We start from the raw sequence: 20815 nt of genomic DNA on the forward strand, positions 1-20815 counted from the left end.
CCGGTCGGGGTGCCCCACGCGCCCCGGCCGGCGGCCGGTGTCGTCGCGGCGTCAACCGGCGGCCGCCGGCCGGTCGAGGAAGTGCAGCCGGGCGCGCTTCTCCGGCAGGTCGATCACCGGGCCGGTCCGGAAGCCGCTGCGCCGCAGCCGGCGGAGCATCCGCTCGTTGCGGACGTCCGGCTCCATGACGACCCGCAGCCGGCCCGGGTCGGCGAAGACGAACTCCAGGATCGCGCCGAACAGCGCGCCCGTGAAACCCCGCTCGGCGGTCACCGGCGGCCCGACGAGCAGGTGGACGCCCACGTCGCCGGGGCGCACCTCGTAGCACCCGCCGACCGGATCGGCCCCCGGCTCGTACGTCTGCACAAGCGCCACCGGTACGCCGTCGCGATGTGCCAGGTACGCGTGGTGGGTGCTCAGCGAGTCCAGGTACGCGTAGATCTCGCGCACCCGCTCGCGGCTGGCCTCGCGCATCCCCCAGAACCGTGCGCGTTCGGCAGTGACCCAGCCGTGCAGCAGGTAGGCGTCCTCGTCCGGACGCACCTGGCGGACGGTGACCACGCCGAAACCGGTGACGTCACGCCGGTAGTGCGGTTCGTCAGTGCTCATCCGGCTCCTCGGTGAGGCGGTCCCAGTCGGTGGTCACCGGCAGCAGCTCGCCGGCCAGCCACGCGGCCTGCTGGTCGTCGTGGTGCGGGTCGCCGGGCACCCCGCAGGCGCCCAGCGGGACCACCCACCGGCTGTCCTGGCGGCGGGCCAGGTCCCAGACGAACCGCGCGGCAGGCCCCCGGAAGCAGCCGTGGGTGACGCCGGGCACGCTGGAGGTGGCCAGCACGCAGTCGTGGTCGCCGTCGAGGCGGGGACCGGGCGCGGCGTCCGGGTCGGGCAGCGCCCGCCACGGCGTCAGCCGGTGCAGGTCACCCCAGCGCACCGGGCCGTCCGTCGCGTCCGCGACCTCCGCGGCCGCCGCGCGGACCGCCGCCGCCGCGTCGAGGCCGGGCAGCGACGTGCCGCCGAGCAGGTGCTCCAGCGCGTAGCCGACCCGCGGCGTCAGCGCCAACCAGGGCGCGAACACCTCGGGGTACGCCGGAGGCTCGGCCAGCGACGCGAGGGCGGGATCGGCGGCGATCCGGCGGACGACTGCGGCCCGCAGGAGGGCGAAGTCCGCCGCGTCGGTGCTGTCGGCGGTCATTCGCCGGTCCCAGCGCAGCAGCCGCTCGCGTAGCGCGGCGGCGGCCGGGCCGAGCCCGGTCAGCCCGCCCAGCACCGCCAGCAGCGGCCCGGCCGAGCCGAGGTACGTGTCGGTGTGCACGACGGCCATCTCCTCCGCAGTCCAGTCCCGGCCGGCATCGAGCAGCTCGGTGATCCGACGTGCCCGGTGCGGAGGGGCGAACTCGACGCCGAGCGACGCCGCCAGCCCTCGCTCGTTTGCCATCACCGCCCGGCCGGTCACCTCCGCGCGGGGCAGCGGCGCGTGCCAACCCCGCCAGGCGTACGCGGCCTCCCAGGCGGGGACCACCCGCCGGCCGTTGTCGGGATGCCGCTGCGGCACCGCCCCGGCGACCCGGTGCAGCAGCCCGCCGGCCGTGTCCGCCGCCTGCACGACGTTCACCGGCTCCACCCAGTGCCGCAACGCGGAGTCCACATCGGACACCCTACGGGCGCGCAGCAGTTCCGGTAACGCCGCGAAGCCCAACTCGCCGCGGACCCGGGGCGGGTAGCGCAGGCTCACCGCCGTCTCGTCGTCCGGTCCACCGGCGATCACGGGCCCCCGGTCGGTCTCCACCACCTCCACCCGGACCGGGTCCGCGCCGGCCACCTCGATCGTCTCGACGTGGACGTGCGCCTCCCGCCAGCCGTCCGGGCCGAACGCCTCCACCCGCGTGCCCTGCCGGCGCAACCGCTCGGCGTAGACGTCCTGGTAGTCGGCCATCGCGTTGGTGATCGCCCACGCCACCGCGCCGGTGTGGCCGAAGTGCGCGATGCCCGGGACGCCGGGTACGGCCAGCCCGACCACGTCGTACTCCGGGCAGGCCAGCCGGATCTGCTGGTAGACCCCCGGATCCTCGAGGAACCGGTGCGGATCGCCGGCGAGCAGCGCGCCGCCCGTGCCGGTGCGTTCGGCGGCCAGCAACCACCCGTTGCTGCCGGCGACTGCCGGCCCGTCGGTGGCGAACGCCTCGACCGCCGCCGGGCCGAGGCGCTGCGCGACGTGCTCGCGCCACAGCTTGCCGGGAAATCCCGCGAACAGGATGTGGTGGCCCAGCCACACCGCGAGGGGCGTCCACGGCTCCCACCGGCCCGGCACGAGCCCGGTGGCGGCGAACTCCGGTGACCGGGCCGCCCCGGCGGCGAGGCCGTCGTTCACCCCGTCGACGTACGCGCCCACCCACTCGGCTGTCGCGTCGTCGAGGTTGGCGTGGCAGCGGCGGGCGGTGTCGTCGAGCCGGACCTGGCGTGCGAAGCGGTCCCAGCCGAGCGCGTCGACGCCGAGGACAGCCGCAGTGGTGCCCCGCGACCGGTGCCGTTCCACCTCGATCTGCCACGCCCGGTCGTACGCGGTCACCCGGCCCTGGGCCGCCGCGAGGGCGAGCGGGTCGGCGGCGCGTACGTGCGGGACGCCCCACCTGTCGCGGAAGAGCCCCGGCCTCATGCCGGCTCGGGTGCGCGACGGCGGGCGGCCGGGACGACGAGCGGGGTGCCGGTCTCCGGGTCGTCGATCACCCGGCAGGGCAGCCCGAACACCTCGGCGACCAGGTCGGCGGTGACCACCTTCCGAGGGTCGCCGGCGGCCACCACCTGCCCGTCGCGCATCGCGATGAGGTGGGTGGCGTACCGGGCGGCGTGGTTGAGGTCGTGCAGCACCGCGACGAGCGTACGGCCCTGCTCCTCGTGCAGCCGCGCGCACAGGTCGAGGATCTCGATCTGGTGGGCGATGTCGAGGTACGTGGTCGGCTCGTCGAGCAGCAGCAGCGGGGTCTGCTGGGCCAGCGCCATGGCGATCCAGACGCGCTGCCGCTGGCCGCCGGACAGCTCGTCCACCGGCCGGTCGGCGAGGTCGGCGACCCCGGTGGCGGCCATCGACTCGTCGACGATCCGCTCGTCCTCGCGTGACCACTGCCGCAGCAGACCCTGGTGGGGGTAGCGGCCCCGGGCGACCAGCTCGGCGACGCCGATCCCGTCCGGGGCGATCGACGACTGCGGCAGCAGGCCGAGGGTGCGGGCCACCTTACGGGCGGGCAGGTCGTGGATGTCCCGACCGTCGAGCAGCACCGCGCCGGCGCTCGGGCGCAGCATCCGCGACAGCGCGCGCAGCAGCGTCGACTTGCCGCACGCGTTCGGACCGATGATCACCGTGAACGACCGGTCGGGCACCGCCACCGTCAGGTCCTCGGAGATGGTGCGGCGGTCGTAGGCGAGGGTCAGCGCGGTGCCGCCGAGGCGGGACGTCATGGATGCTCCTTGAATCGCGTCAGGGGTGTTCACAGCCGACCCGCCCGGCGTTCGACGGCCAACAGCCAGACCAGGTAGCCACCGCCGAGCACTCCGGTCACCACGCCGACCGGAAGTTGGTGCCCGGGAAACGCGCGCTGGGCCACCAGGTCGGCGCCGACGAGCAGCGCCGCGCCGACGGCCATCGACGGCAGCAGGTTCGGGCCGGGCGTCCGGGTCAGCCGCTTGGCCACGTGCGGCGCGACGAGCGCCACGAACGACACCGGGCCGGCGGCCGCCGCCGCGAACGACACCAGCAGCACCGCCGAGGCGAGCAGCACCAGGCGCAGCCGGCGTAGCGGCACGCCGAGCGCGCTGGCGGTGTCGTCGCCCAGCTCCATCATCCGCAGCGCCGGGCCGCAGCCGACGAGCACCAGCGGCGCGAGCACCGCGGTGACGGCGAGCAGCGGCCCGGCGTTGGCCCAGCCCCGTCCGTCCAGGCTGCCGGTGAGCCAGAGCACCGCGCGGGCGGCGTCCATCAGCGGGGCCCGGGTCAGCAGGTAGCCGTTGACGCCGGTGAGGATCGCGGAGACGCCGATGCCGACCAGGACGAGTCGGTAGCCGTGCACGCCCCGCCGCCAGGCGAGCGCGTAGATCAGCAGGCCGGTGGCGAGCCCGCCGACGACCGCGGCGCCGGCCAGGGCCAGGCTGCCGCCGCCCACGACGACCACCACCAGCGCGCCTGTCGACGCGCCCTGGGTGAAGCCGAGAATGTCGGGGCTGCCCAGCGGGTTGCGGACCAGTGACTGGAACACCGCGCCGCCGAGCGCCAGCGCGGCGCCGACCAGCAGGGCGGTTACCAGCCGGGGCAGTCGTAGCTCGGTCACGATGAACTGCTCCGCCGCGCTGCCGCCGCCGGTCAGGGCGCGCAGCACGTCGGTCGGGCCCATCGGGTAGTCGCCGCTGCCCAACGCGACCAGGCCGAGCCCGCTGGCGAGCACCGCCGCGCCGAGGCCCACGGACAGGGCGCGGGGGCGGAACCGCACCGACAAACCCCCGGGGGTACGGAGAACAGTCATGGTGCTGAGCCCGTTGGTGCGCGCGCTCACGGGTGTGCCACCCGTCCCCGGGTGACCAGCCAGAGGAAGAGCGGGCCGCCCAGCACGGCGGTGACCATGCCGACCTGGAGTTCACCGGGCCGGCCGAGCACCCGGCCCAGCACGTCGGCGCCGAGCAGCAGCACCGGCGCGAGCACCGCGCAGTACGGCAGCAGCCAGCGCAGGTCGGGCCCGGTGAGCGCGCGTACCAGGTGCGGCACCAGCAGGCCGACGAAGACGATCGGGCCGCAGGCGGCGGTCGCCGCGCCGCAGAGCAGGGTGACCGCGACGATCACGGCGGCCCGGATCACTGCCGGTCGGGCGCCGAGGGCGCGGGCCGCGTCGTCGCCGAGTGCGAGGGCGTTCAGCGGACGGGCGGCGCCGAGGGCGACCAGCAGGCCGACCAGGATGAACGGCGCCACCCGGGTCACGGTCGCGGAGTCCGCGCTGGCCAGCGAGCCGACCGTCCAGAACCGCAGCCGGTCCAGCGAGGCGGTGTCCAGCAGCATGACCGCGCTCACGAACGAGTACAGGGTGGCGTTGAGCGCCGCACCGGCCAGCGCGAGGCGGGCCGGGGTCGCGCCGCGCCCGCCGCCCACTGCGTACACGAGCGCGGTGACAAGCGCCGCGCCGAGCAGCGCGAACCAGACGTACCCGCCGATGGCGGTGACGCCCAGGAAGGTGGCGGCGACGGCCACGGCGGCGGACGCGCCGGCGTTGATGCCGAGCAGCCCCGGGTCGGCGAGGGGGTTGCGGGTGAGGGCCTGCATGACGGCGCCGGCCACTCCGAGCGCCGTGCCGGCGAGCAGCCCGAGCAGGGTACGGGGGAGGCGCATCCGGTGCACCACCGCGTACTCGGTGGCGTCGTGGTGCAGCAACCCGGACCAGACGTCGGCGAGCGGCAACGACTTCGCGCCCACCGCGATGCTGAGCACCAGGATCACGCCGAGCAGCGCCACGGCGCCGAGCAGGCCGACGGCGCGGGCCGCGCGGCGTCGCTTCGGGGGAGGGGCCGTCGACAGGCCCGGCACGGTCGGTGCCGAGGTGGTGACGGTGGGTGTGGCGTCCAGTGTGGGCTCCGGGAGTGTGGCGACACGGCGAACCGCTGTTGACAACAACCGAGGTTAGGCTAACCTAACCCCGCTGTCCCGGTCGACCCGACCTTCCCTTGATCGAAAGACGACACCATGCCCGATGCACTGTCCGCCCGTCGCCTCTCTCGTCGTGGCCTGCTGGCCGCCGGCGGCGCCGCCACACTGGCCGCGCTCCTCGCCGGCTGTGGCAAGGACGATGCGGCCAAGCCTGCTGGCAGCGGCAATGCCAGTGGCCCCTGGTCGTTCACCGATGACCGCAACAAGAAGATCGAGGCGGCGGCCCGTCCGGCGCGCGTGGTGGCCTTCACCGGAGTGGCGGCGGCACTGGTCGATTTCGGTCTCGACAAGCAGCTCGTCGGCGTGTTCGGCGAGACCAGGCGCGCCGACGGCTCGGCCGATCCGCAGGCCGGCGACCTCAACGTCGAGGCCGTCGAGGTCCTCGGCAACGTGTGGGGCGAGTTCAGCCTGGAGAAGTACGCGGCTCTGCGCCCCGAACTGCTTGTCACCCACATGTACGACCCGGACGCTCTCTGGTACGTGCCGGACGAGAGCAAGGACAAGATCCTTCCGCTCGCGCCCAGCGTGGCGATCACCACGGCCCGCGTGCCGATGACCAAGCCCATCGAGCGGTACGCCGCGCTGGCCGAGTCGCTCGGCGCCGACCTCTCCGCCAAGAAGGTCACCGACGCGAAGGCCCGCTTCGACGCCGCCGCGGACGCCGTTCGGCAGGCCGTCAAGGCCAACCCCGGCATCAAGGTGATGGCCTGCTCCGGCAGCCCCGACCTGTTCTACGTGTCCAACCCGAAGGTCAGCACCGACCTCATGTACTTCGCCGAGCTGGGCGTCGACATCGTGGTGCCCACCAAGCTCGAGGCCGGCGACTACTTCGAGGCGCTCAGCTGGGAGAACGCCGGCAAGTTCCCGGCCGACCTGATCCTGCTGGACAACCGCAGCACCGCGTTGCAGCCCAAGGACCTCACCGCCAAGCCGACCTGGCAGCAACTGCCGGCGGTCAAGGCCAACCAGGTGACCCCCTGGGACGCGGTGCCCCGCTTCTCCTACGCCGGCTCCGCGCCGCTGCTGGAGAACCTCGCGACCGCCATCCGGAACGCGAAGAAGGTCAGCTGACGCCATGAGCACGAGCACCGTCGAACCCGTCGCCCTGCAGTACCGCTTCTTCGCCGCGCACGTCGTCCGGGCCCGCCAGGTCGGCGCCTCGCTGATCCGGGTCACCTTCGGTGGCGGGGAGCTCGTCGACTTCGCCGGCGGCGGCCGAGACCAGAGCGTCTCGCTGTTCCTGCCGCATCCCGGGCAGGACACCCCTGTCGTCCCGGTCGAGCGGGGCGAGGACTGGTTCGCCGCCTGGCGTGCCCTCCCGCCGGATGTCCGCGCGGTCATGCGCTCGTACACCATCCGGGAGCACCGCCCGGAGGCCGGCGAGGTGGACATCGACTTCGTCGGTCACGGCGGCACCGGTCCCGCCTCGCGCTGGGCCAGCCTGGCGGGGTTCGGCGACCGGGTGCTGCTGCTCGGCCCGGCGGTGCACGACAACCGCAGCGTCTGCTTCCGCCCGCCGGACGACACCGACCTCGTGGTGCTTGTCGCCGACGAGACCGCGCTGCCGGCCACCGCCGGCATCCTGGCCTGGTTGCCCGCCGGCGCCCGCGTCCGCGCCTGGATCGAGGTCCCCGACGCCGCGGACATCACCGAGCTGCCCACCGAGGCCGCCGCCGAGATCCGCTGGATCGTGCGCGGCAGCACCCCGCCCGGGAGTGACCTGCTGGTCAGCGCGCTGCGTGCCGCCCGCCTGCCCGCCAGTAAGCCGTACGCCTGGATCGCCGGCGAGTCCGGCGCGGTGCGGGCGCTGCGCCGGCACCTGGTCGGCGAGCGCGGCATCGACCGCCGCCGGGTGACCTTCGCCGGCTACTGGCGGCGCGGGCTCTCCGAGGAGGACGTGCGCGCCGAGGCGCTGGCCGCCGCCACCGCCTGATCAGCGACCCACCGCCAAACGCAGCACGTCCCCCGGCGCTCGAACCCGCGCCGGGGGAGGGTTCCGGCTGCCCATCGTCGAGAACGTGGAGGACATCCCGTGACCGTGCCGACGTACCCCGTTGAGCCCGACCTGCCCGCGCCGGCCGTAGCCGCACCGCCGTCGACAGGCATCCGGCCGCCGGCGTCGACGGCCGCGCTGCCGCCGGCGATGGGCGCCGCGCTGCCGCCGGCGACGGCTGCCGAGAGGGCCGCCGCGCGGGCGCAGCTCCTGCACGACGGCTCGGTCGAGCAGTACCGGCGGGCGATCGCCGCCGGCGTCGACCGGGTCGCCCACCGGGTCGCCGCGGTGGACCGGCCCGGCACCGGCGTCACACCGGCCGAGTTGGCCCCCCTGGTGGACCGGGTCGACCTGGACCGGCCCCTGGGTGACGCCGACGCGGCCCTGGACGAGCTGGAGGACGTCTACCTGCGCGACGCCGTCTGGTTCCACCACCCCCGCTACCTGGCCCACCTCAACTGCCCGGTGGTCATCCCGGCGCTGCTCGGCGAGGCCGTCCTCAGCGCGGTCAACTCATCCCTGGACACCTGGGACCAGAGCGCCGGGGCGACCCTCATCGAGCGGCGGCTGATCGACTGGACCGCCCAGCGGATCGGGTTCGGCCCGGACGCGGACGGCGTGTTCACCAGCGGGGGCAGCCAGTCCAACCTCCAGGCGCTGCTGCTGGCCCGGGAGGAGGCGTGCGCCGAGGCGACCACCGCGGCGGCACGCGCCGAGCTGCTGCCCCGGCTGCGGGTGCTCACGTCCGCGGCCGGGCACTTCAGCGTGCAGAAGTCCGCCAAGCTGCTCGGGCTCGCCCCGGACGCGGTGATCGCGGTGCCCACCGACGCGCAGCGGCGGATCCGACCCGCCGCCGTCCGCGAGGAGATCACCCGGTGCCGGCAGGCCGGGCAGGTCGTGATGGCTGTCGTCGGCACCGCCGGCACCACCGACTTCGGCTCCATCGACCCGTTGACCGACCTGGCCGGGATCTGCGCGGCGGCCGGCGTCTGGCTGCACGTGGACGCCGCGTACGGCTGCGGGCTGCTCGTCTCGCCGACGCGCCGGCACCTGCTCGACGGCATCGAACGGGCCGACTCGGTGACGGTCGACTACCACAAGTCGTTCTTCCAGCCGGTCAGCTCCAGCGCGCTGCTGGTCCGCGACCGGCGGGTCCTGCGCCACGCCACCTACCACGCCGACTACCTCAACCCGGCGCGGATGGTGGAGCAGCAGATCCCCAACCAGGTCGACAAGAGCCTGCAGACCACCCGCCGGTTCGACGCGCTGAAGCTCTGGCTGACCCTGCGGGTGATGGGCCCGGACGCGCTCGGCGCGCTCTTCGACGAGGTGGTCGACCGGGCCGCCGACGCCTGGCAGCTCGTCAGCGAGGATCCCCGCTTCGAGGTGGTGACCCGCTCGCAGTTGAGCACAGTGGTCTTTCGCTACCTGCCCACCGGCGCGGGCCGCGAGTTCGCCGACGCGGCCAACCTGCACGCCCGGGAGGCGCTCGCCGCCTCCGGCCTCGCCGTGGTCGCCGGCACCCGGGTGGACGGTCGACACTTCCTCAAGTTCACGCTGCTCAACCCGGCAACTACCGTCGACGACGTCGGCCACGTGCTCGAACTGATCGCCGGTCACGCCGGCCGGTACGTGCGCCAGCGCGCCGCCGCCGACCTGACCTGCCCCGTCGGCTGACCCCGACTGATCCCCGCCGGCTGACGCCGGCTGACCCGCCCGTCGGCCGACGCCGGCGATCACGAACCTGCGCCTGGAGACTCGGATGTCCACCCACGACTTCATCGCCATCGGGCTCGGCCCGTACAACCTGGGCCTGGCCTGCCTCACCGCGCCGATCGACGAGTTGGACGGGGTGTTCCTGGAGGCCCGCCCGAGCCTCGCCTGGCATCCCGGCATGCTGCTGGAGTCGGCCCGCCTGCAGACCCCGTTCATCGCCGACCTGGTCAGCCTCGCCGACCCGACGTCGCCGTACTCCTTTCTCAACTACCTCAAGGAGATCGGCCGGCTCTACCCCTTCTACATCCGGGAGAGCTTCTACCCCCTGCGCAGCGAGTACGACGCGTACTGCCGGTGGGCGGCGGCGAAGCTGCCGAACCTGCGCTTCGGCCAGACGGTGACCACTGTCGAGTACGACAGCGCCGACGAGCGGTACGTGGTGCGGGCCACCACGAGCGAGTCCGAGAGCGTCGAGTACCGCGCCCGGCACCTGGTGCTCGGCACCGGCACCCCGCCGCACCTACCCGCCGCCGTGGCCGGGCTGCCCGGCGACGCCGTGCACAACTCGCGGTACCTGGAGCACCGCGACGCGCTGCGGGCCAAGCGCAGCATCACAGTGGTGGGCAGTGGGCAGAGCGCCGCCGAGATCTACCACGACCTGCTCGGCGACCTCGACCGGTACGGCTACCAGCTCACCTGGGTCACCCGCTCGCCCCGGTTCTTCCCCCTCGAATACACCAAGCTGACGCTGGAGATGACCTCGCCGGACTACGTGGACTACTTCCACGCGCTGCCCGAGGCGACCCGCTACCGGCTGGAGGCCGACCAGAAGGGCCTGTTCAAGGGGATCAACGCCGACCTGATCAACGACATCTTCGACCTGCTCTACGCGCACAGCGTCGACGGGCCGGTACGCACCCGGCTGCTGACGAACACCGAGCTGGTCGGCGCCACCCACCAGGACGGGGAGTACCGGCTCGGGTTGCGGCACGTCGAGCAGGAGCGGGACTTCACCCTGCGTACCGAGGGGCTGGTGCTGGCCACCGGCTACCACTACCGGGTGCCGGAGTTCCTCGCCCCGGTGCGGGAGCGGATCCGCTGGGACGCGCACGGCCGGTTCGACGTGGCCCGCAACTACAGCATCGACCACAGCGGGCGGGGCATCTTCCTGCAGAACGCGGGGACCCACACGCACAGCATCACCTCACCCGACCTGGGCATGGGCGCGTACCGCAACTCCTGGATCATCCGGGAGCTGCTCGGCCGGGAGCACTACCCGATCGAGAAGAGCATCACCTTCCAGGAGTTCGGCGCCCCGGCCGGGGTGATGCCGTGAACGTCGTCTTCACCCGCGTCGACGACCGGCTCGGCGCGTTCGCCCTGCGTACCCTCGAACCGGAGGCCGACGCCCCGCTGCTGCACGGCTGGGTGACCCACCCGAAGGCGGCGTTCTGGCTGATGCAGGACGCCGACGAGGCCCAGGTGATCGAGGAGTACCGACGCATCGCCGCGCACCCGCACCACGACGCGTACCTCGGGCTGTGGCGGGGGGAGCCCGCCTTCCTGGCCGAGCGCTACGACCCGGCCCGTGTCGAGCTGGTCGGCCTGCACGACGCCCAGCCCGGCGACGTGGGCATGCACTTCCTGTGCGCGCCCACCGGCGACCCCGTGCACGGCTTCACCCGGGCGGTGATCACCACAGTCATGGCCTGGCTCTTCGCCGACCCGGCGACCGAGCGGGTGGTGGTCGAACCGGACGTGCGCAACACCGCCGTGCACGCGCTGAACGCCGCCGTCGGCTTCGAGGTCGTCGGCCCGATCGCCAAGCCGGAGAAGGACGCGCTGCTCAGCGTCTGCACCCGAGCCCAGTTCCAGGCCGCCGCCACCCACACCGAAGGAGCCCCGGCGTGACCTCCACCGCCGTCCCCGCCCAGACGACAGCCGCGCACACCACCCCCGCCGCGCCGGCCGCGCCCGAGAACCCGGTCGCGCATCTCACCCCGCAGCGCTGGGCGCGGGCCAACCGGATGCTGGTCCGCAAGGCGCTCGCCGAGTTCACCCACGAACGGCTGCTCACCCCGCAGCCCGTGCCGGGCCCCGACGACCGGCAGTGGTACGAGGTCCGCAGCGACGACGGCACCGTCACCTACCGCTTCGCGGCCCGGGTCCTCGCGCTGGAGCACTGGCAGATCGACGCCGACAGCATCACCCGGCACCGGGACGGCGTCGCGGTGCCGCCCGACGCCGTGGACCTGATCGTCGAGCTGCGCGACGCCCTCGGGCTGTCCGCGCGGGTGCTCCCGGTCTACCTGGAGGAGATCACCTCCACCCTCGCGGGTACCGCGTACAAACTGGCCCAGTCCCTGCCGGGCGCCGCCGAACTGGCCGGGGCGGACTTCCAGACCATCGAGACGTCGATGACCGAGGGCCACCCCTGCTTCGTGGCCAACAACGGCCGGCTCGGCTTCGGCGTCGACGAGTACCACCGCTACGCCCCGGAGGCCGCCACTCCCGTACGCCTGGAGTGGCTGGCCGCGCACCGGGACCACTCGACGTTCAGCAGCGCCGCCGACCTGGACTACGACGCCCTGATCGCCGGCGAGCTGGACGCGGAGACACTGGCCCGGTTCGCCGCCACGATGGCCGAGCTCGAGCTGGACCTCGCCGACTACCACCTCATCCCGGCGCACCCGTGGCAGTGGTGGAACAAGCTGGCCGTCACCTTCGCGGGGGAGTTGGCCGAGCGTCGGCTGGTGCACCTCGGACCCGGCCCGGACTCGTACCTCGCGCAGCAGTCGATCCGCACGTTCTTCAACGTCACCGAGCCGCGCCGGCACTACGTCAAGACCGCGCTGTCGGTGCTGAACATGGGCTTCATGCGCGGGCTGTCGGCCGCGTACATGGCCGCCACCCCGGCCATCAACGACTGGCTGGCCGACCTGATCGCCGGCGACGAGGTGCTCGCCGGCACCGGGCTGACGATCATCCGGGAGCGGGCCGCGGTCGGCTACCGGCACCGGCAGTACGAGGCGGCCACCGAGCGCACCTCCCCGTACCGCAAGATGTTTGCCGCGTTGTGGCGGGAGAGCCCGGTGCCCGGCCTGGCCCCGGGGCGGCGGCTGTCCACGATGGCCGCGTTGCTGCACACCGACGACCACGGCGGCTCGCTGGCGGCGGCCCTGATCGACAGGTCCGGCCTGACGCCCGGGGTGTGGCTACGCCGCTACCTGGACGCCTACCTGACCCCGCTGCTGCACAGTTTCTACGCCCACGACCTGGCCTTCATGCCGCACGGCGAGAACGTCATCCTGGTCCTCGACGAGCACGACACCGTCGAGCGGGTGATCTTCAAGGACATCGCCGAGGAGATCGCGGTGCTGAACACCGACGTCGAGCTGCCGGCGGAGGTGCGGCGGATCCAGGTCGAGGTGCCCGACGACACCAAGCTGCTGAGCATCTTCACCGACGTGGTGGACTGCTTCCTGCGGCACCTGGGCGCGGTGCTGGTCGAGGCCGGGGTGCTCACCGAGGACGCCTTCTGGGGCACGGTCGCGGCCTGCGCCGCCGCCTACTTCGACCGGGTGCCGCACCTGGCCGAGCGGGTACGCCACTACGACCTGTTCGCCCCCGAGTTCGCGCTGTCCTGCCTCAACCGGCTCCAGTTGCGCGACAACCAGCAGATGGTCGACCTGGCCGACCCGTCGGCCGCCCTGCAGTTCGTCGGCACCCTCACCAACCCCCTCGCGGCCCACGCCCCGGCCCGCTGACACGGCCCACGCGCTGTTCTATCTGGTGGTGTTCGGCCGCTCGGTTGAGCCCGCTCGTGTTATCGATAACACGAGCGGGCACGCGTTACCCCAGACGCCTACCGGTAGGGCGACGCACCGATCGTCCACAGGCGCGGGACCACTGCCGACAGTTACCATCTTGAATTGATGGGGCCTGGGGCCGTAACATGCCGGACACGGATGTGAACGCTAACGTTCGGACCCCTGCATCCCCGCCGAGCCCGTCCCGCCCGGTTGTCGTCCCGTCGCCGGTAGCGCTCACCTGGAGGTCCCATGTCGTCCCTGCCCCTCAGCCGACGCCGCGTGCTGCAAGCCGCCGGCGCCACCGCCGTGATCTCCGCGACCGGAGCCACGACGCTCGGCGCGGGCCCCGCCGCCGCTGCCGTGGTCCCGCCGGCGCGGCCGGACATCGGCGTCGGCGCCTACGCCTTCGACCTCGGTCAGGTGCGACTGACCGCCGGCCGCTGGCTGGACAACCAGAACCGCACCCTGAACTACCTGCGCTTCGTCGACGTCGACCGCATGCTCTACAACTTCCGCGCCAACCACCGGCTGTCCACCAACGGCGCCGCCACCAACGGTGGGTGGGACGCGCCGAACTTCCCGTTCCGGACCCACATGCAGGGGCACTTCCTGACCGCGTGGGCGCAGGCCTATGCGGTACTGGGTGACACCACCTGCCGGGACAAGGCGAACTACATGGTCGCCGAGCTGGCCAAGTGCCAGGCCAACAACGGCGCGGCCGGATTCGGGTCGGGATATCTCTCCGGTTTCCCGGAGTCCGACTTCTCCGCCCTCGAGGCGCGCACGCTGTCCAACGGCAACGTGCCCTACTACTGCATCCACAAGACGCTCGCCGGGCTGCTCGACGTCTGGCGCTACACCGGAAACACGCAGGCCCGCACGGTGCTGCTGGGCCTCGCCGGCTGGGTCGACAACCGCACGTCCCGCCTGAGCAGCAGCCAGATGCAGTCGATGCTCGGCACCGAGTTCGGCGGCATGAACGATGTGCTGACCGAGATCTACCAGATGACAGGCGACTCCCGGTGGCTCACCACCGCCCAGCGCTTCGACCACGCCTCGGTGTTCAACCCCCTGGCCAACAACCAGGACCAGCTCAACGGCCTGCACGCCAACACGCAGGTGCCCAAGTGGGTCGGCGCCGCGCGTGAGTTCAAGGCCACCGGGACGACCCGCTACCGGGACATCGCCAGCAACGCGTGGAACATCACCGTGCGCGCGCACACCTATGTCATCGGCGGCAACAGCCAGGCCGAGCACTTCCGGTCGCCCAACGCGATCGCCGGATACCTCAGCAACGACACCTGCGAGCAGTGCAACACCTATAACATGCTCAAGCTGACGCGGGAGCTGTGGCTGCTCGACCCGAGCCGGACCGACTACTTCGACTACTACGAGCGCGCCACGATCAACCACCTGATCGGCGCGCAGAACCCGGCCGACAGCCGGGGCCACATCACCTACTTCACCCCGCTCAAGCCGGGTGGCCGGCGCGGCGTGGGCCCGGCGTGGGGCGGCGGCACCTGGAGCACCGACTACAACTCGTTCTGGTGCTGCCAGGGCACCGGCGTGGAGATCAACACGAAGTTGATGGACTCCATCTACTTCTACAGCGGCACCACGCTGACCGTGAACCTGTTCGTGCCCTCGGAGCTGAACTGGTCGCAGCGGGGCATCACGGTCACCCAGAGCACCACGTACCCGGTGAGCGACACCACCACCCTCACCCTCGGCGGCACGATGAGCGGGTCGTGGAGCGTCCGCGTCCGCATTCCGGCGTGGACCAACGGCGCGACGATAAGCGTCAACGGTGTGGAGCAGTCCGTCGCCACGACGCCCGGCAGCTACGCCACCGTCACGCGTACCTGGGCCGCCGGGGACACCATCACCGTGCGCCTGCCGATGCGTGTCGTGGCGCAGCCGACGAACGACAACTCCAGCATCGCCGCCCTCACCTACGGCCCGAGCGTGCTCTGCGGCAACTACGGCAACAGCACGCTGAGCGCGCCGCCGGCACTAAACGTCTCGTCCATCGCCCGGACCAGCACCAGCGCGCTGGCGTTCACCGCCACCGCGAACGGGTCCACCGTCAACATCGGGCCGTTCCAGGACGCCCACGGCTTCAACTACACCGTCTACTGGAACACCAGCGGCAGCAGCGGTGGTGGCAGCAGCCACCGGCTGGTAAACGTGGGCACGGGCCTGGTGCTCGGCATCCAGAACATGTCCACCGCCGACGGCGGGCTCGCCGTGCAGTGGGGTGACACCGGCACCGCCGACCACAACTGGGTCGTGGTGACCGACGGCAACGCGGTCCGGTTCCGCAACGTCAACAGCGGCAAGGTCCTGGGCGTGGAGAACATGTCCACCGCCGACAACGCCCGCGTGCTGCAGTGGTCCGACAACGGCACCGCCGATCACCGGTGGACCCTGGTGGACAACGGCGACGGCACCTACAAGATCCGTAACGTCAACAGCGGCAAGCTGCTCGGCATCCTGAACGGGAACACCGCGTACGGCGCGCAGGCCGTGCAGGACTCGGACAACGGCAGCGCCGACAACCGCTGGCGGCTCGTGGCCAACGCCTAGGGCTCACGCCACCACGTCGAGGGCTCGACCTCGCTCAGTCGGCCGTTCCCGCGCGCCCGAACGCGCGGGCCAGCTGGGCCAGGTCGAGCCCCTCGAAGTGGCGGAGGAACCGCCGACGTACGGCCGCGAGATGGCTGGGCCAGGACTCCTCCAGCCGGGCGAAGCCCGCGTCGGTGAGCACCGCGTTCCACCCACGGGCGTCCTCCTCGCACCGTTCCCGCTTGACCAGGCCCTGCGTCTCCAGCCGAATGATCGTCCGGGTCATGCCGCTCAGCGAGAGGTAGCAGGCCGCCGCGAGCTCGTGCATGCGCATGCGCCGGTCCGGCGCCTCGGAGAGATTCATCAGAGCGGTGTACTCGGTGAGCGGCACCTGCCGATCGCTGACCATGTCGGCGTCGATGGTGCGCGGCACCACGTACATCACCCGGCCCAGGGCGCGGATCAGCGCCTCCTCGTCGGAATCGAGGGGTCGCAGAGGCTCGGAGCTGGGGTCGGGCATGCTCTCAGCATAGTTGCTTGATTGAGCAATTGCTCACGCAGCGTGTGACGACGCCCATAGGGCCGTCATTTGCTTGACGAAGCAAGAAGTGGCTAGCGTTCCGGCGTCAGGTTCGGACTACTGAAAGGCGCAGCCATGACCAGGATCGGGATCATCCTCGGAAGCACCCGCCCGGGGCGTAACGGCGAAGCCGTCGCCCGTTGGGTCCACGAGATCGCCCAGCAGCGCTCCGACGCGCAGTTCGAGCTGATCGACCTGCTCGACTACAAGCTGCCGCACCTCGACGAGGCGTACCCGCCCTCGATGGGCCAGTACAGCCAGCCCCACACGCTGCGCTGGGCCGAGACCATCGCGTCGTTCGACGGTTTCGTGATGGTAACGCCGGAATACAACCACTCGACCTCGGGCGCCCTGAAGAACGCCATCGACTTCCTCTACGGCGAGTGGAACAACAAGGCCGTCGGCTTCGTCAGCTACGGCTCGGTCGGTGGCACCCGGGCCGTCGAGCACCTGCGCCTGATCGCCGGTGAGCTGCAGATGGCCGACGTGCGCGCGCAGGTCGCCCTCTCGCTCTTCACCGACTTCGAGAACTTCAGCGTCTTCAAGCCCAACGACCACCAGCGGGACGCGCTCAACGCGACCCTCGACCAGGTCGTGGCCTGGAGCGCCGCGCTCGCGCCGCTGCGCCAGGGCTGACCCCCTTCGCGTACGCCCTGAGACGGCCCCGGGAGTTCCCTCCCGGGGCCGTCTCAGCTCGACCGGACGTCGAAGGCGGTGCCGGTGGCGACGGCGCGCAGCTTGTCGGGATTGGCGACGTTGTGGATGGCGGTGATGCGGCCTTCTGCGTCGATGTCGAAGGTGACGGTGGCGATCACCCGGCCCGCGCCGCGGAACACCACGCCCGGGCCGCCGTTGATCTCGGCGCGGGCAACTGTCATGTCGGCGGGCGGGACACCCTGGTAGGTGACGGTGCCGATGGCGGCGAACCAGGCGGCCACCGTCCGGGCGCCCACGATCGGCCGCAGCGCCTGACGGACCTTGCCTCCACCGTCGGTCCACAACGTGACGTCCGGGGACAGCAACTCCAGCAGGGTGTTGAGGTCCCCACCGGTCGCGGCGGCGACGAACCGTTCGGTGACCCCGCGCTGCCGCACAGGGTCCGCCGGGAAGCGTGGACGTCGGGCCCGCACGTGCTCGCGGGCACGGTGCGCGGCCTGGCGTACCGCGGCCTCGGAGCGTTCCACCGCCTCCGCGATCTCGGCGTGACTGAAGTCGAAGACCTCCCGCAGGACGAACACCGCTCGCTCCAGCGGGCTGAGCGTCTCCAGCACGACAAGCATCGCCATCGACACCGACTCGGCGTCGGTGACGGCGTCGGCCGTGTCGCCGACGGTGAGGATGGGCTCCGGCAGCCACGGTCCCACGTAGGTCTCGCGTTGACGCTGAGCGGAGCGCAGGCGCTGCAACGCGAGGTTCGACACGATCCGCGCCAGGTACGCCCTGGGGTCGGCGACCTGCGAACGTTCGGCCGCCGACCAGGCGATCCAGGCGTCCTGCACCGCGTCCTCCGCGTCGGCCGCGCTGCCGAGGATGCGGTACGCCACGGCGAACAGCAGGTTGCGGTGGCGGTGGAAAACCTGCTGGTCGACGCTCTCGGCGGGTGGGGTCACCGGGCGTCCCGCAGCCGGGTGAAGCGGCCGCCACGCGGCCAGTACGCGCCGGAGGCCGGCATTCGCGACATGCGGCGGTACGTCGGCCAGGGCGAGGCGCTCACCGTCTCCTTGTACCAGACCGCGGCGCGGCCGGTCAGACACACCCGGCGCGGGCTGTCGTCGGGGTGGGTGAACTGGACGACCGCGTCACGCCGTCCCAGGCTCACCGGCGTGTGGTAGTAGCCGAACCGGAACGGTCGGGGCTGCCGGCCTCGGAGGGTCCTGGCGATCGACACCCCGACGTGCACGCCTGTCGGCATGCCGCTCTGGCAGGTGCCGTGCAGGACGCCGTAGCCCTGCGGGATCGCCGCGGCGTCGCCGATCGCGTACACGTCCGGGTGGGAGACCGAGCGCAGCGTCGCATCGGTGACGACGCGACCGCGCTCGTCCACGGTCAGCCCCGCCGCTGCCGCCAGCGGGGACACCCGCGTACCGCCGGTCCAGAGGACGACGTCGGCGGCGACGCCGCGCCCGTCGGCCAGCTCGACCCCGTCCGGCTGCACCCTCGTCACCGCCGACCCGCCGCGCACCTGAACGCCCAGTCGCGTGAGGGCGTTGCCCAGGTACGCCCGTGCCGTCGTGTTCATGCCCGCCCCGGGCTCCCGCTGGCCGACGAGCACGACTGTCAGCTCCGGGTGCCGCTCGGCGATCTCGGCCGCCGCCTCGACGCCGCTCAGGCCGCTGCCGGCGACGACGACGGTTCCGCCGCCGAGCCGCGCCAGCCGGTCGGCCAGCGCGGCCGCGTCCCCCGGGCTGTCCAGGGTGTACGCGTGCTCCTGGGCGCCCGGCACCGCTGCCGTGGCGGCGACGCTGCCCAGCCCGTAGACAAGCGTGTCGTAGCGCAGTTCCCGGCTGTCGTCGACCCGGACGGTTCTCGTGTGCGCGTCCACGGCGGTCACCCATCCGCGGACGAACCGCGCGTCCGTGCCCGCCAGCAGGGTGGGAATGGTCAGCTCGGCGAGGTCCTGCCCGGTCGCCGCCATGTGCAGCCGCAACCGCTCGGTGAACCGCTCCTGCGCGTTCACCAGCGTCACCCGCACGTCGGAGCGCCGCCGGGTGCGCGCCGCCAGTTGGATCGCCGTGGCCATCCCCGCGTAGCCCGCCCCCAGGATCAGGACGCGGTGCGTGCTCTGTGCCGTGTTCATCGTGGTGCCTCTCCGCTCGCCGTTCCTCGCCGATCGAGGTGACGACCAGGAGATGCGGTACGCCGCCGGTTCGTGACATCGGTCCGATGTGACGGGCGGCACGGCGGCACGAGGGCGGCTACCCTCGGCGGGATGAGCCGAGCTGCCAGCCCTCATCGGCCGCCGCTGTGGCGGGACCGCGCCTTCGGCACGTACTGGATCGCGCAGTCGCTCTCCGCGGCCGGCGACGCGTTCGCCTACCTGGCGGTGCCGTTGCTGGTGTTGCAGGCGACCGGGTCGGTGGCGCAGATGGGCCTGCTCACCGCCGTCGCGGGCGCGGCGTCCGTGCTCGCCGGGGTCTTCGGCGGCGTGCTTGTCGACAGGTACGACAGCCGCACGCTGATGATCGTCGCGGACCTGGCCCGTCTGGTCCTCTACGCCCTGGTGCCGCTGGCCTGGCTCGCGGGCCCGCAGGTCTGGCTGCTCTTCGTCGTGCTGCCGATCTGCGAGGCGGCCGGCATGCTGTTCCAGGTCGCGGCGGTGACCGCGGTGCGCAACCTCGTCGACTCCGACCGGCTCACCGAGGCCAACGGTCGGCTCCAGGCGACGTTCGCGGCGACCGCCGTCCTCGGGCCGCTGCTCGCCGGCGTGGTGTCGGCCCGCTTCGGCCCGGCGGTCGCCATCGCCGTCAACGCGGCGAGCTTCGTGCTGTCGGCAGCCGGTCTGTCGCTGATCCGGCTGCGCCCCGTCCAGGCCGCCGACGCCGCGCCGGTGACCCGGCAGGGTCCGGTGGCCGAGTTCCTGGCCGGGGCGCGGTTTCTGTGGCGACAGCCCGTGCTCCGCGCGCTGACCGTCCTGCTGTCGGTGTTCATCTTCCTGACCTACGGCTTCACCGACGTGCTGATCTACCGCGTCACGCACGACCTGGACGGCACCGAGGGGACTGTCGGCACGGTGCTCGGCCTGGCGGCGCTGGGCACGGTCGCCGGGGCGCTGCTGGTGGCGCCGCTGCGTCGCCGGCGCGGCTTCGGCGCCACCTGGATCGGCGCGCACGCGGTCTGTGGGTTCGCGCTGGCGGGCGCCGGCATGGTGACGACCCTGCCGGCGGTCACCGCGCTGACCGCCGTCTACCTGTGCTGTCTCAGCATCGGTGGCATCTGCTCGATGTCGCTGCGCCAGGAGATCACCCCCGACCATCTGCTCGGTCGCGTCACCTCGGCGTTCTGGAGCACGCACTACGCCCTCGGGCCGGCCGGCGCCGCCATCCTGACCTGGACCGCCGGCCGGTACGGCGTGCCGGCGGTCGCGTTCGTGGCCGGAGCGGGGTGCCTGCTGGTCGCGGTCGGCGGGTTGTTCACCCCGATTCGCCGCGCCGGCGCGCAGACCCGTCTGTCGCCTCCGGCCGTGCCGGTGAGCCAGGCCGGCTGACCACCACGGGGGCGCTCATCGCCGCAGGTGCCGGTCTCCCTGTGCCGGTCTCCCTGCGTCGGTCTCCCTGTGCCGGTCTCCCTGTGTCGGTCTCCCTGTGTCGGTCTCCCTGTGCCGGTCTCCCTGTGCCGGCCTCCCTGCGTCGGCCTCCCTGCGGGGTCTGTGTCGCCCCTGTCGAGCTGCCCCGGAGGTGGGGCAGCACGGCGGACCGGACGGCGGACCGGCTGCCCCAGGAACGGGGCAGCTCGACAGGCGCTCACCTACA

The 20815-nt window shown here is 72.6% G+C and carries 17 protein-coding genes; 9 read left to right on the top strand and 8 right to left on the bottom strand.

What is annotated here, in order from left to right:
* Nucleotides 1-51: 51 nt before the first annotated feature.
* The 5 genes from ACGFIE_RS06445 to ACGFIE_RS06465 are packed head-to-tail and all read right to left on the bottom strand — an operon-like array spanning nt 52 to nt 5644.
* Nucleotides 52-609 (bottom strand): GNAT family N-acetyltransferase, encoded by a 558-nt coding sequence (locus ACGFIE_RS06445; protein WP_393291708.1) that lies wholly within the window; start codon nt 607-609, stop codon nt 52-54.
* Nucleotides 599-2653 (bottom strand): penicillin acylase family protein, encoded by a 2055-nt coding sequence (locus ACGFIE_RS06450; protein ID WP_393291710.1) that lies wholly within the window; start codon nt 2651-2653, stop codon nt 599-601. The genes ACGFIE_RS06445 and ACGFIE_RS06450 overlap by 11 nt, the downstream gene beginning before the upstream one ends.
* The gene (locus ACGFIE_RS06455) at nt 2650-3453 is read right to left on the bottom strand and encodes an ABC transporter ATP-binding protein (RefSeq protein ID WP_393291712.1); all 804 of its coding nucleotides are present in this window, start codon (nt 3451-3453) and stop codon (nt 2650-2652) included. The genes ACGFIE_RS06450 and ACGFIE_RS06455 overlap by 4 nt, the downstream gene beginning before the upstream one ends.
* 29 nt (nt 3454-3482) lie before the next feature.
* Nucleotides 3483-4511 (bottom strand): FecCD family ABC transporter permease, encoded by a 1029-nt coding sequence (locus ACGFIE_RS06460; RefSeq protein WP_393293183.1) that lies wholly within the window; start codon nt 4509-4511, stop codon nt 3483-3485.
* A gap of 26 nt (nt 4512-4537) precedes the next feature.
* Nucleotides 4538-5644: a FecCD family ABC transporter permease gene (locus ACGFIE_RS06465; RefSeq protein WP_393291715.1), complete on the bottom strand. Its 1107-nt coding sequence runs from the start codon at nt 5642-5644 to the stop codon at nt 4538-4540.
* A gap of 72 nt (nt 5645-5716) precedes the next feature.
* On the opposite strand from ACGFIE_RS06465, the gene ACGFIE_RS06470 reads away from it, so the two are divergent.
* The 7 genes from ACGFIE_RS06470 (at nt 5717) to ACGFIE_RS06500 (ending at nt 15787) form a co-directional block, all read left to right on the top strand.
* Nucleotides 5717-6751, top strand: a complete 1035-nt coding sequence (locus ACGFIE_RS06470) for an ABC transporter substrate-binding protein (RefSeq protein ID WP_393291717.1) — start codon at nt 5717-5719, stop codon at nt 6749-6751.
* A gap of 4 nt (nt 6752-6755) precedes the next feature.
* Nucleotides 6756-7613, top strand: coding sequence for a siderophore-interacting protein (locus ACGFIE_RS06475; protein ID WP_393291720.1), 858 nt, complete (start codon nt 6756-6758; stop codon nt 7611-7613).
* Between the two features lie 210 nt (nt 7614-7823).
* Nucleotides 7824-9350: a pyridoxal phosphate-dependent decarboxylase family protein gene (locus tag ACGFIE_RS06480; protein WP_393293184.1), complete on the top strand. Its 1527-nt coding sequence runs from the start codon at nt 7824-7826 to the stop codon at nt 9348-9350.
* Nucleotides 9351-9435: 85 nt separating this feature from the next.
* Nucleotides 9436-10725: a lysine N(6)-hydroxylase/L-ornithine N(5)-oxygenase family protein gene (locus ACGFIE_RS06485; RefSeq protein ID WP_393291722.1), complete on the top strand. Its 1290-nt coding sequence runs from the start codon at nt 9436-9438 to the stop codon at nt 10723-10725.
* Complete coding sequence (locus ACGFIE_RS06490) at nt 10722-11300, top strand: GNAT family N-acetyltransferase (protein WP_393291725.1); 579 nt, start codon at nt 10722-10724, stop codon at nt 11298-11300. Before ACGFIE_RS06485 ends, ACGFIE_RS06490 begins: the two co-directional genes overlap by 4 nt.
* 116 nt (nt 11301-11416) lie before the next feature.
* The gene (locus tag ACGFIE_RS06495; protein ID WP_393293185.1) at nt 11417-13156 is read left to right on the top strand and encodes an IucA/IucC family protein; all 1740 of its coding nucleotides are present in this window, start codon (nt 11417-11419) and stop codon (nt 13154-13156) included.
* 294 nt (nt 13157-13450) lie between these two features.
* Entirely contained in the window at nt 13451-15787 is a 2337-nt protein-coding gene (locus ACGFIE_RS06500; RefSeq protein WP_393291728.1) for a beta-L-arabinofuranosidase domain-containing protein, read from the top strand.
* Nucleotides 15788-15821: 34 nt separating this feature from the next.
* Here the strand turns inward: ACGFIE_RS06500 and ACGFIE_RS06505 are convergent, their stop codons facing one another.
* The gene (locus ACGFIE_RS06505; protein WP_363681826.1) at nt 15822-16286 is read right to left on the bottom strand and encodes a MarR family transcriptional regulator; all 465 of its coding nucleotides are present in this window, start codon (nt 16284-16286) and stop codon (nt 15822-15824) included.
* A 135-nt stretch (nt 16287-16421) separates the two neighbouring features.
* On the opposite strand from ACGFIE_RS06505, the gene ACGFIE_RS06510 reads away from it, so the two are divergent.
* On the top strand, nt 16422-16982 hold the full coding sequence (locus ACGFIE_RS06510) for an NADPH-dependent FMN reductase (RefSeq protein ID WP_266243282.1): 561 nt from the start codon (nt 16422-16424) through the stop codon (nt 16980-16982).
* A gap of 53 nt (nt 16983-17035) precedes the next feature.
* Here ACGFIE_RS06510 and ACGFIE_RS06515 read toward each other — a convergent pair whose 3' ends face one another.
* Together ACGFIE_RS06515 and ACGFIE_RS06520 are read right to left on the bottom strand one after the other, a co-directional pair.
* Nucleotides 17036-17956 carry an RNA polymerase sigma-70 factor gene (locus tag ACGFIE_RS06515; protein ID WP_393291730.1) on the bottom strand — a complete coding sequence of 307 codons (921 nt, stop codon included), beginning with the start codon at nt 17954-17956 and terminating at the stop codon, nt 17036-17038.
* On the bottom strand, nt 17953-19143 hold the full coding sequence (locus ACGFIE_RS06520) for an NAD(P)/FAD-dependent oxidoreductase (RefSeq protein ID WP_393291732.1): 1191 nt from the start codon (nt 19141-19143) through the stop codon (nt 17953-17955). The genes ACGFIE_RS06515 and ACGFIE_RS06520 overlap by 4 nt, the downstream gene beginning before the upstream one ends.
* A 132-nt stretch (nt 19144-19275) precedes the next feature.
* On the opposite strand from ACGFIE_RS06520, the gene ACGFIE_RS06525 reads away from it, so the two are divergent.
* A complete protein-coding gene (locus ACGFIE_RS06525; protein WP_393291734.1) occupies nt 19276-20550 on the top strand; it encodes an MFS transporter in 1275 nt (424 codons plus the stop codon).
* Nucleotides 20551-20815: the final 265 nt, after the last annotated feature.

Source organism: Micromonospora sp. NPDC049275 (assembly GCF_043197115.1).
Lineage (GTDB): Bacteria > Actinomycetota > Actinomycetes > Mycobacteriales > Micromonosporaceae > Micromonospora.

What these genes read in the sequence shown, in the direction of transcription:
- ACGFIE_RS06470 (WP_393291717.1), top strand. Translation starts at nt 5,717, where the DNA reads ATGCCCGATGCACTGTCCGCCCGTCGCCTCTCTCGTCGTGGCCTGCTG.
- ACGFIE_RS06480 (WP_393293184.1), top strand. Translation starts at nt 7,824, where the DNA reads ATGGGCGCCGCGCTGCCGCCGGCGACGGCTGCCGAGAGGGCCGCCGCG.
- ACGFIE_RS06505 (WP_363681826.1), bottom strand. Translation starts at nt 16,286, where the DNA reads ATGCCCGACCCCAGCTCCGAGCCTCTGCGACCCCTCGATTCCGACGAG.
- ACGFIE_RS06445 (WP_393291708.1), bottom strand. Translation starts at nt 609, where the DNA reads ATGAGCACTGACGAACCGCACTACCGGCGTGACGTCACCGGTTTCGGC.
- ACGFIE_RS06495 (WP_393293185.1), top strand. Translation starts at nt 11,417, where the DNA reads ATGCTGGTCCGCAAGGCGCTCGCCGAGTTCACCCACGAACGGCTGCTC.
- ACGFIE_RS06485 (WP_393291722.1), top strand. Translation starts at nt 9,436, where the DNA reads ATGTCCACCCACGACTTCATCGCCATCGGGCTCGGCCCGTACAACCTG.
- ACGFIE_RS06500 (WP_393291728.1), top strand. Translation starts at nt 13,451, where the DNA reads ATGTCGTCCCTGCCCCTCAGCCGACGCCGCGTGCTGCAAGCCGCCGGC.
- ACGFIE_RS06455 (WP_393291712.1), bottom strand. Translation starts at nt 3,453, where the DNA reads ATGACGTCCCGCCTCGGCGGCACCGCGCTGACCCTCGCCTACGACCGC.
- ACGFIE_RS06510 (WP_266243282.1), top strand. Translation starts at nt 16,422, where the DNA reads ATGACCAGGATCGGGATCATCCTCGGAAGCACCCGCCCGGGGCGTAAC.
- ACGFIE_RS06475 (WP_393291720.1), top strand. Translation starts at nt 6,756, where the DNA reads ATGAGCACGAGCACCGTCGAACCCGTCGCCCTGCAGTACCGCTTCTTC.
- ACGFIE_RS06450 (WP_393291710.1), bottom strand. Translation starts at nt 2,653, where the DNA reads ATGAGGCCGGGGCTCTTCCGCGACAGGTGGGGCGTCCCGCACGTACGC.
- ACGFIE_RS06460 (WP_393293183.1), bottom strand. Translation starts at nt 4,511, where the DNA reads ATGACTGTTCTCCGTACCCCCGGGGGTTTGTCGGTGCGGTTCCGCCCC.
- ACGFIE_RS06525 (WP_393291734.1), top strand. Translation starts at nt 19,276, where the DNA reads ATGAGCCGAGCTGCCAGCCCTCATCGGCCGCCGCTGTGGCGGGACCGC.
- ACGFIE_RS06520 (WP_393291732.1), bottom strand. Translation starts at nt 19,143, where the DNA reads ATGAACACGGCACAGAGCACGCACCGCGTCCTGATCCTGGGGGCGGGC.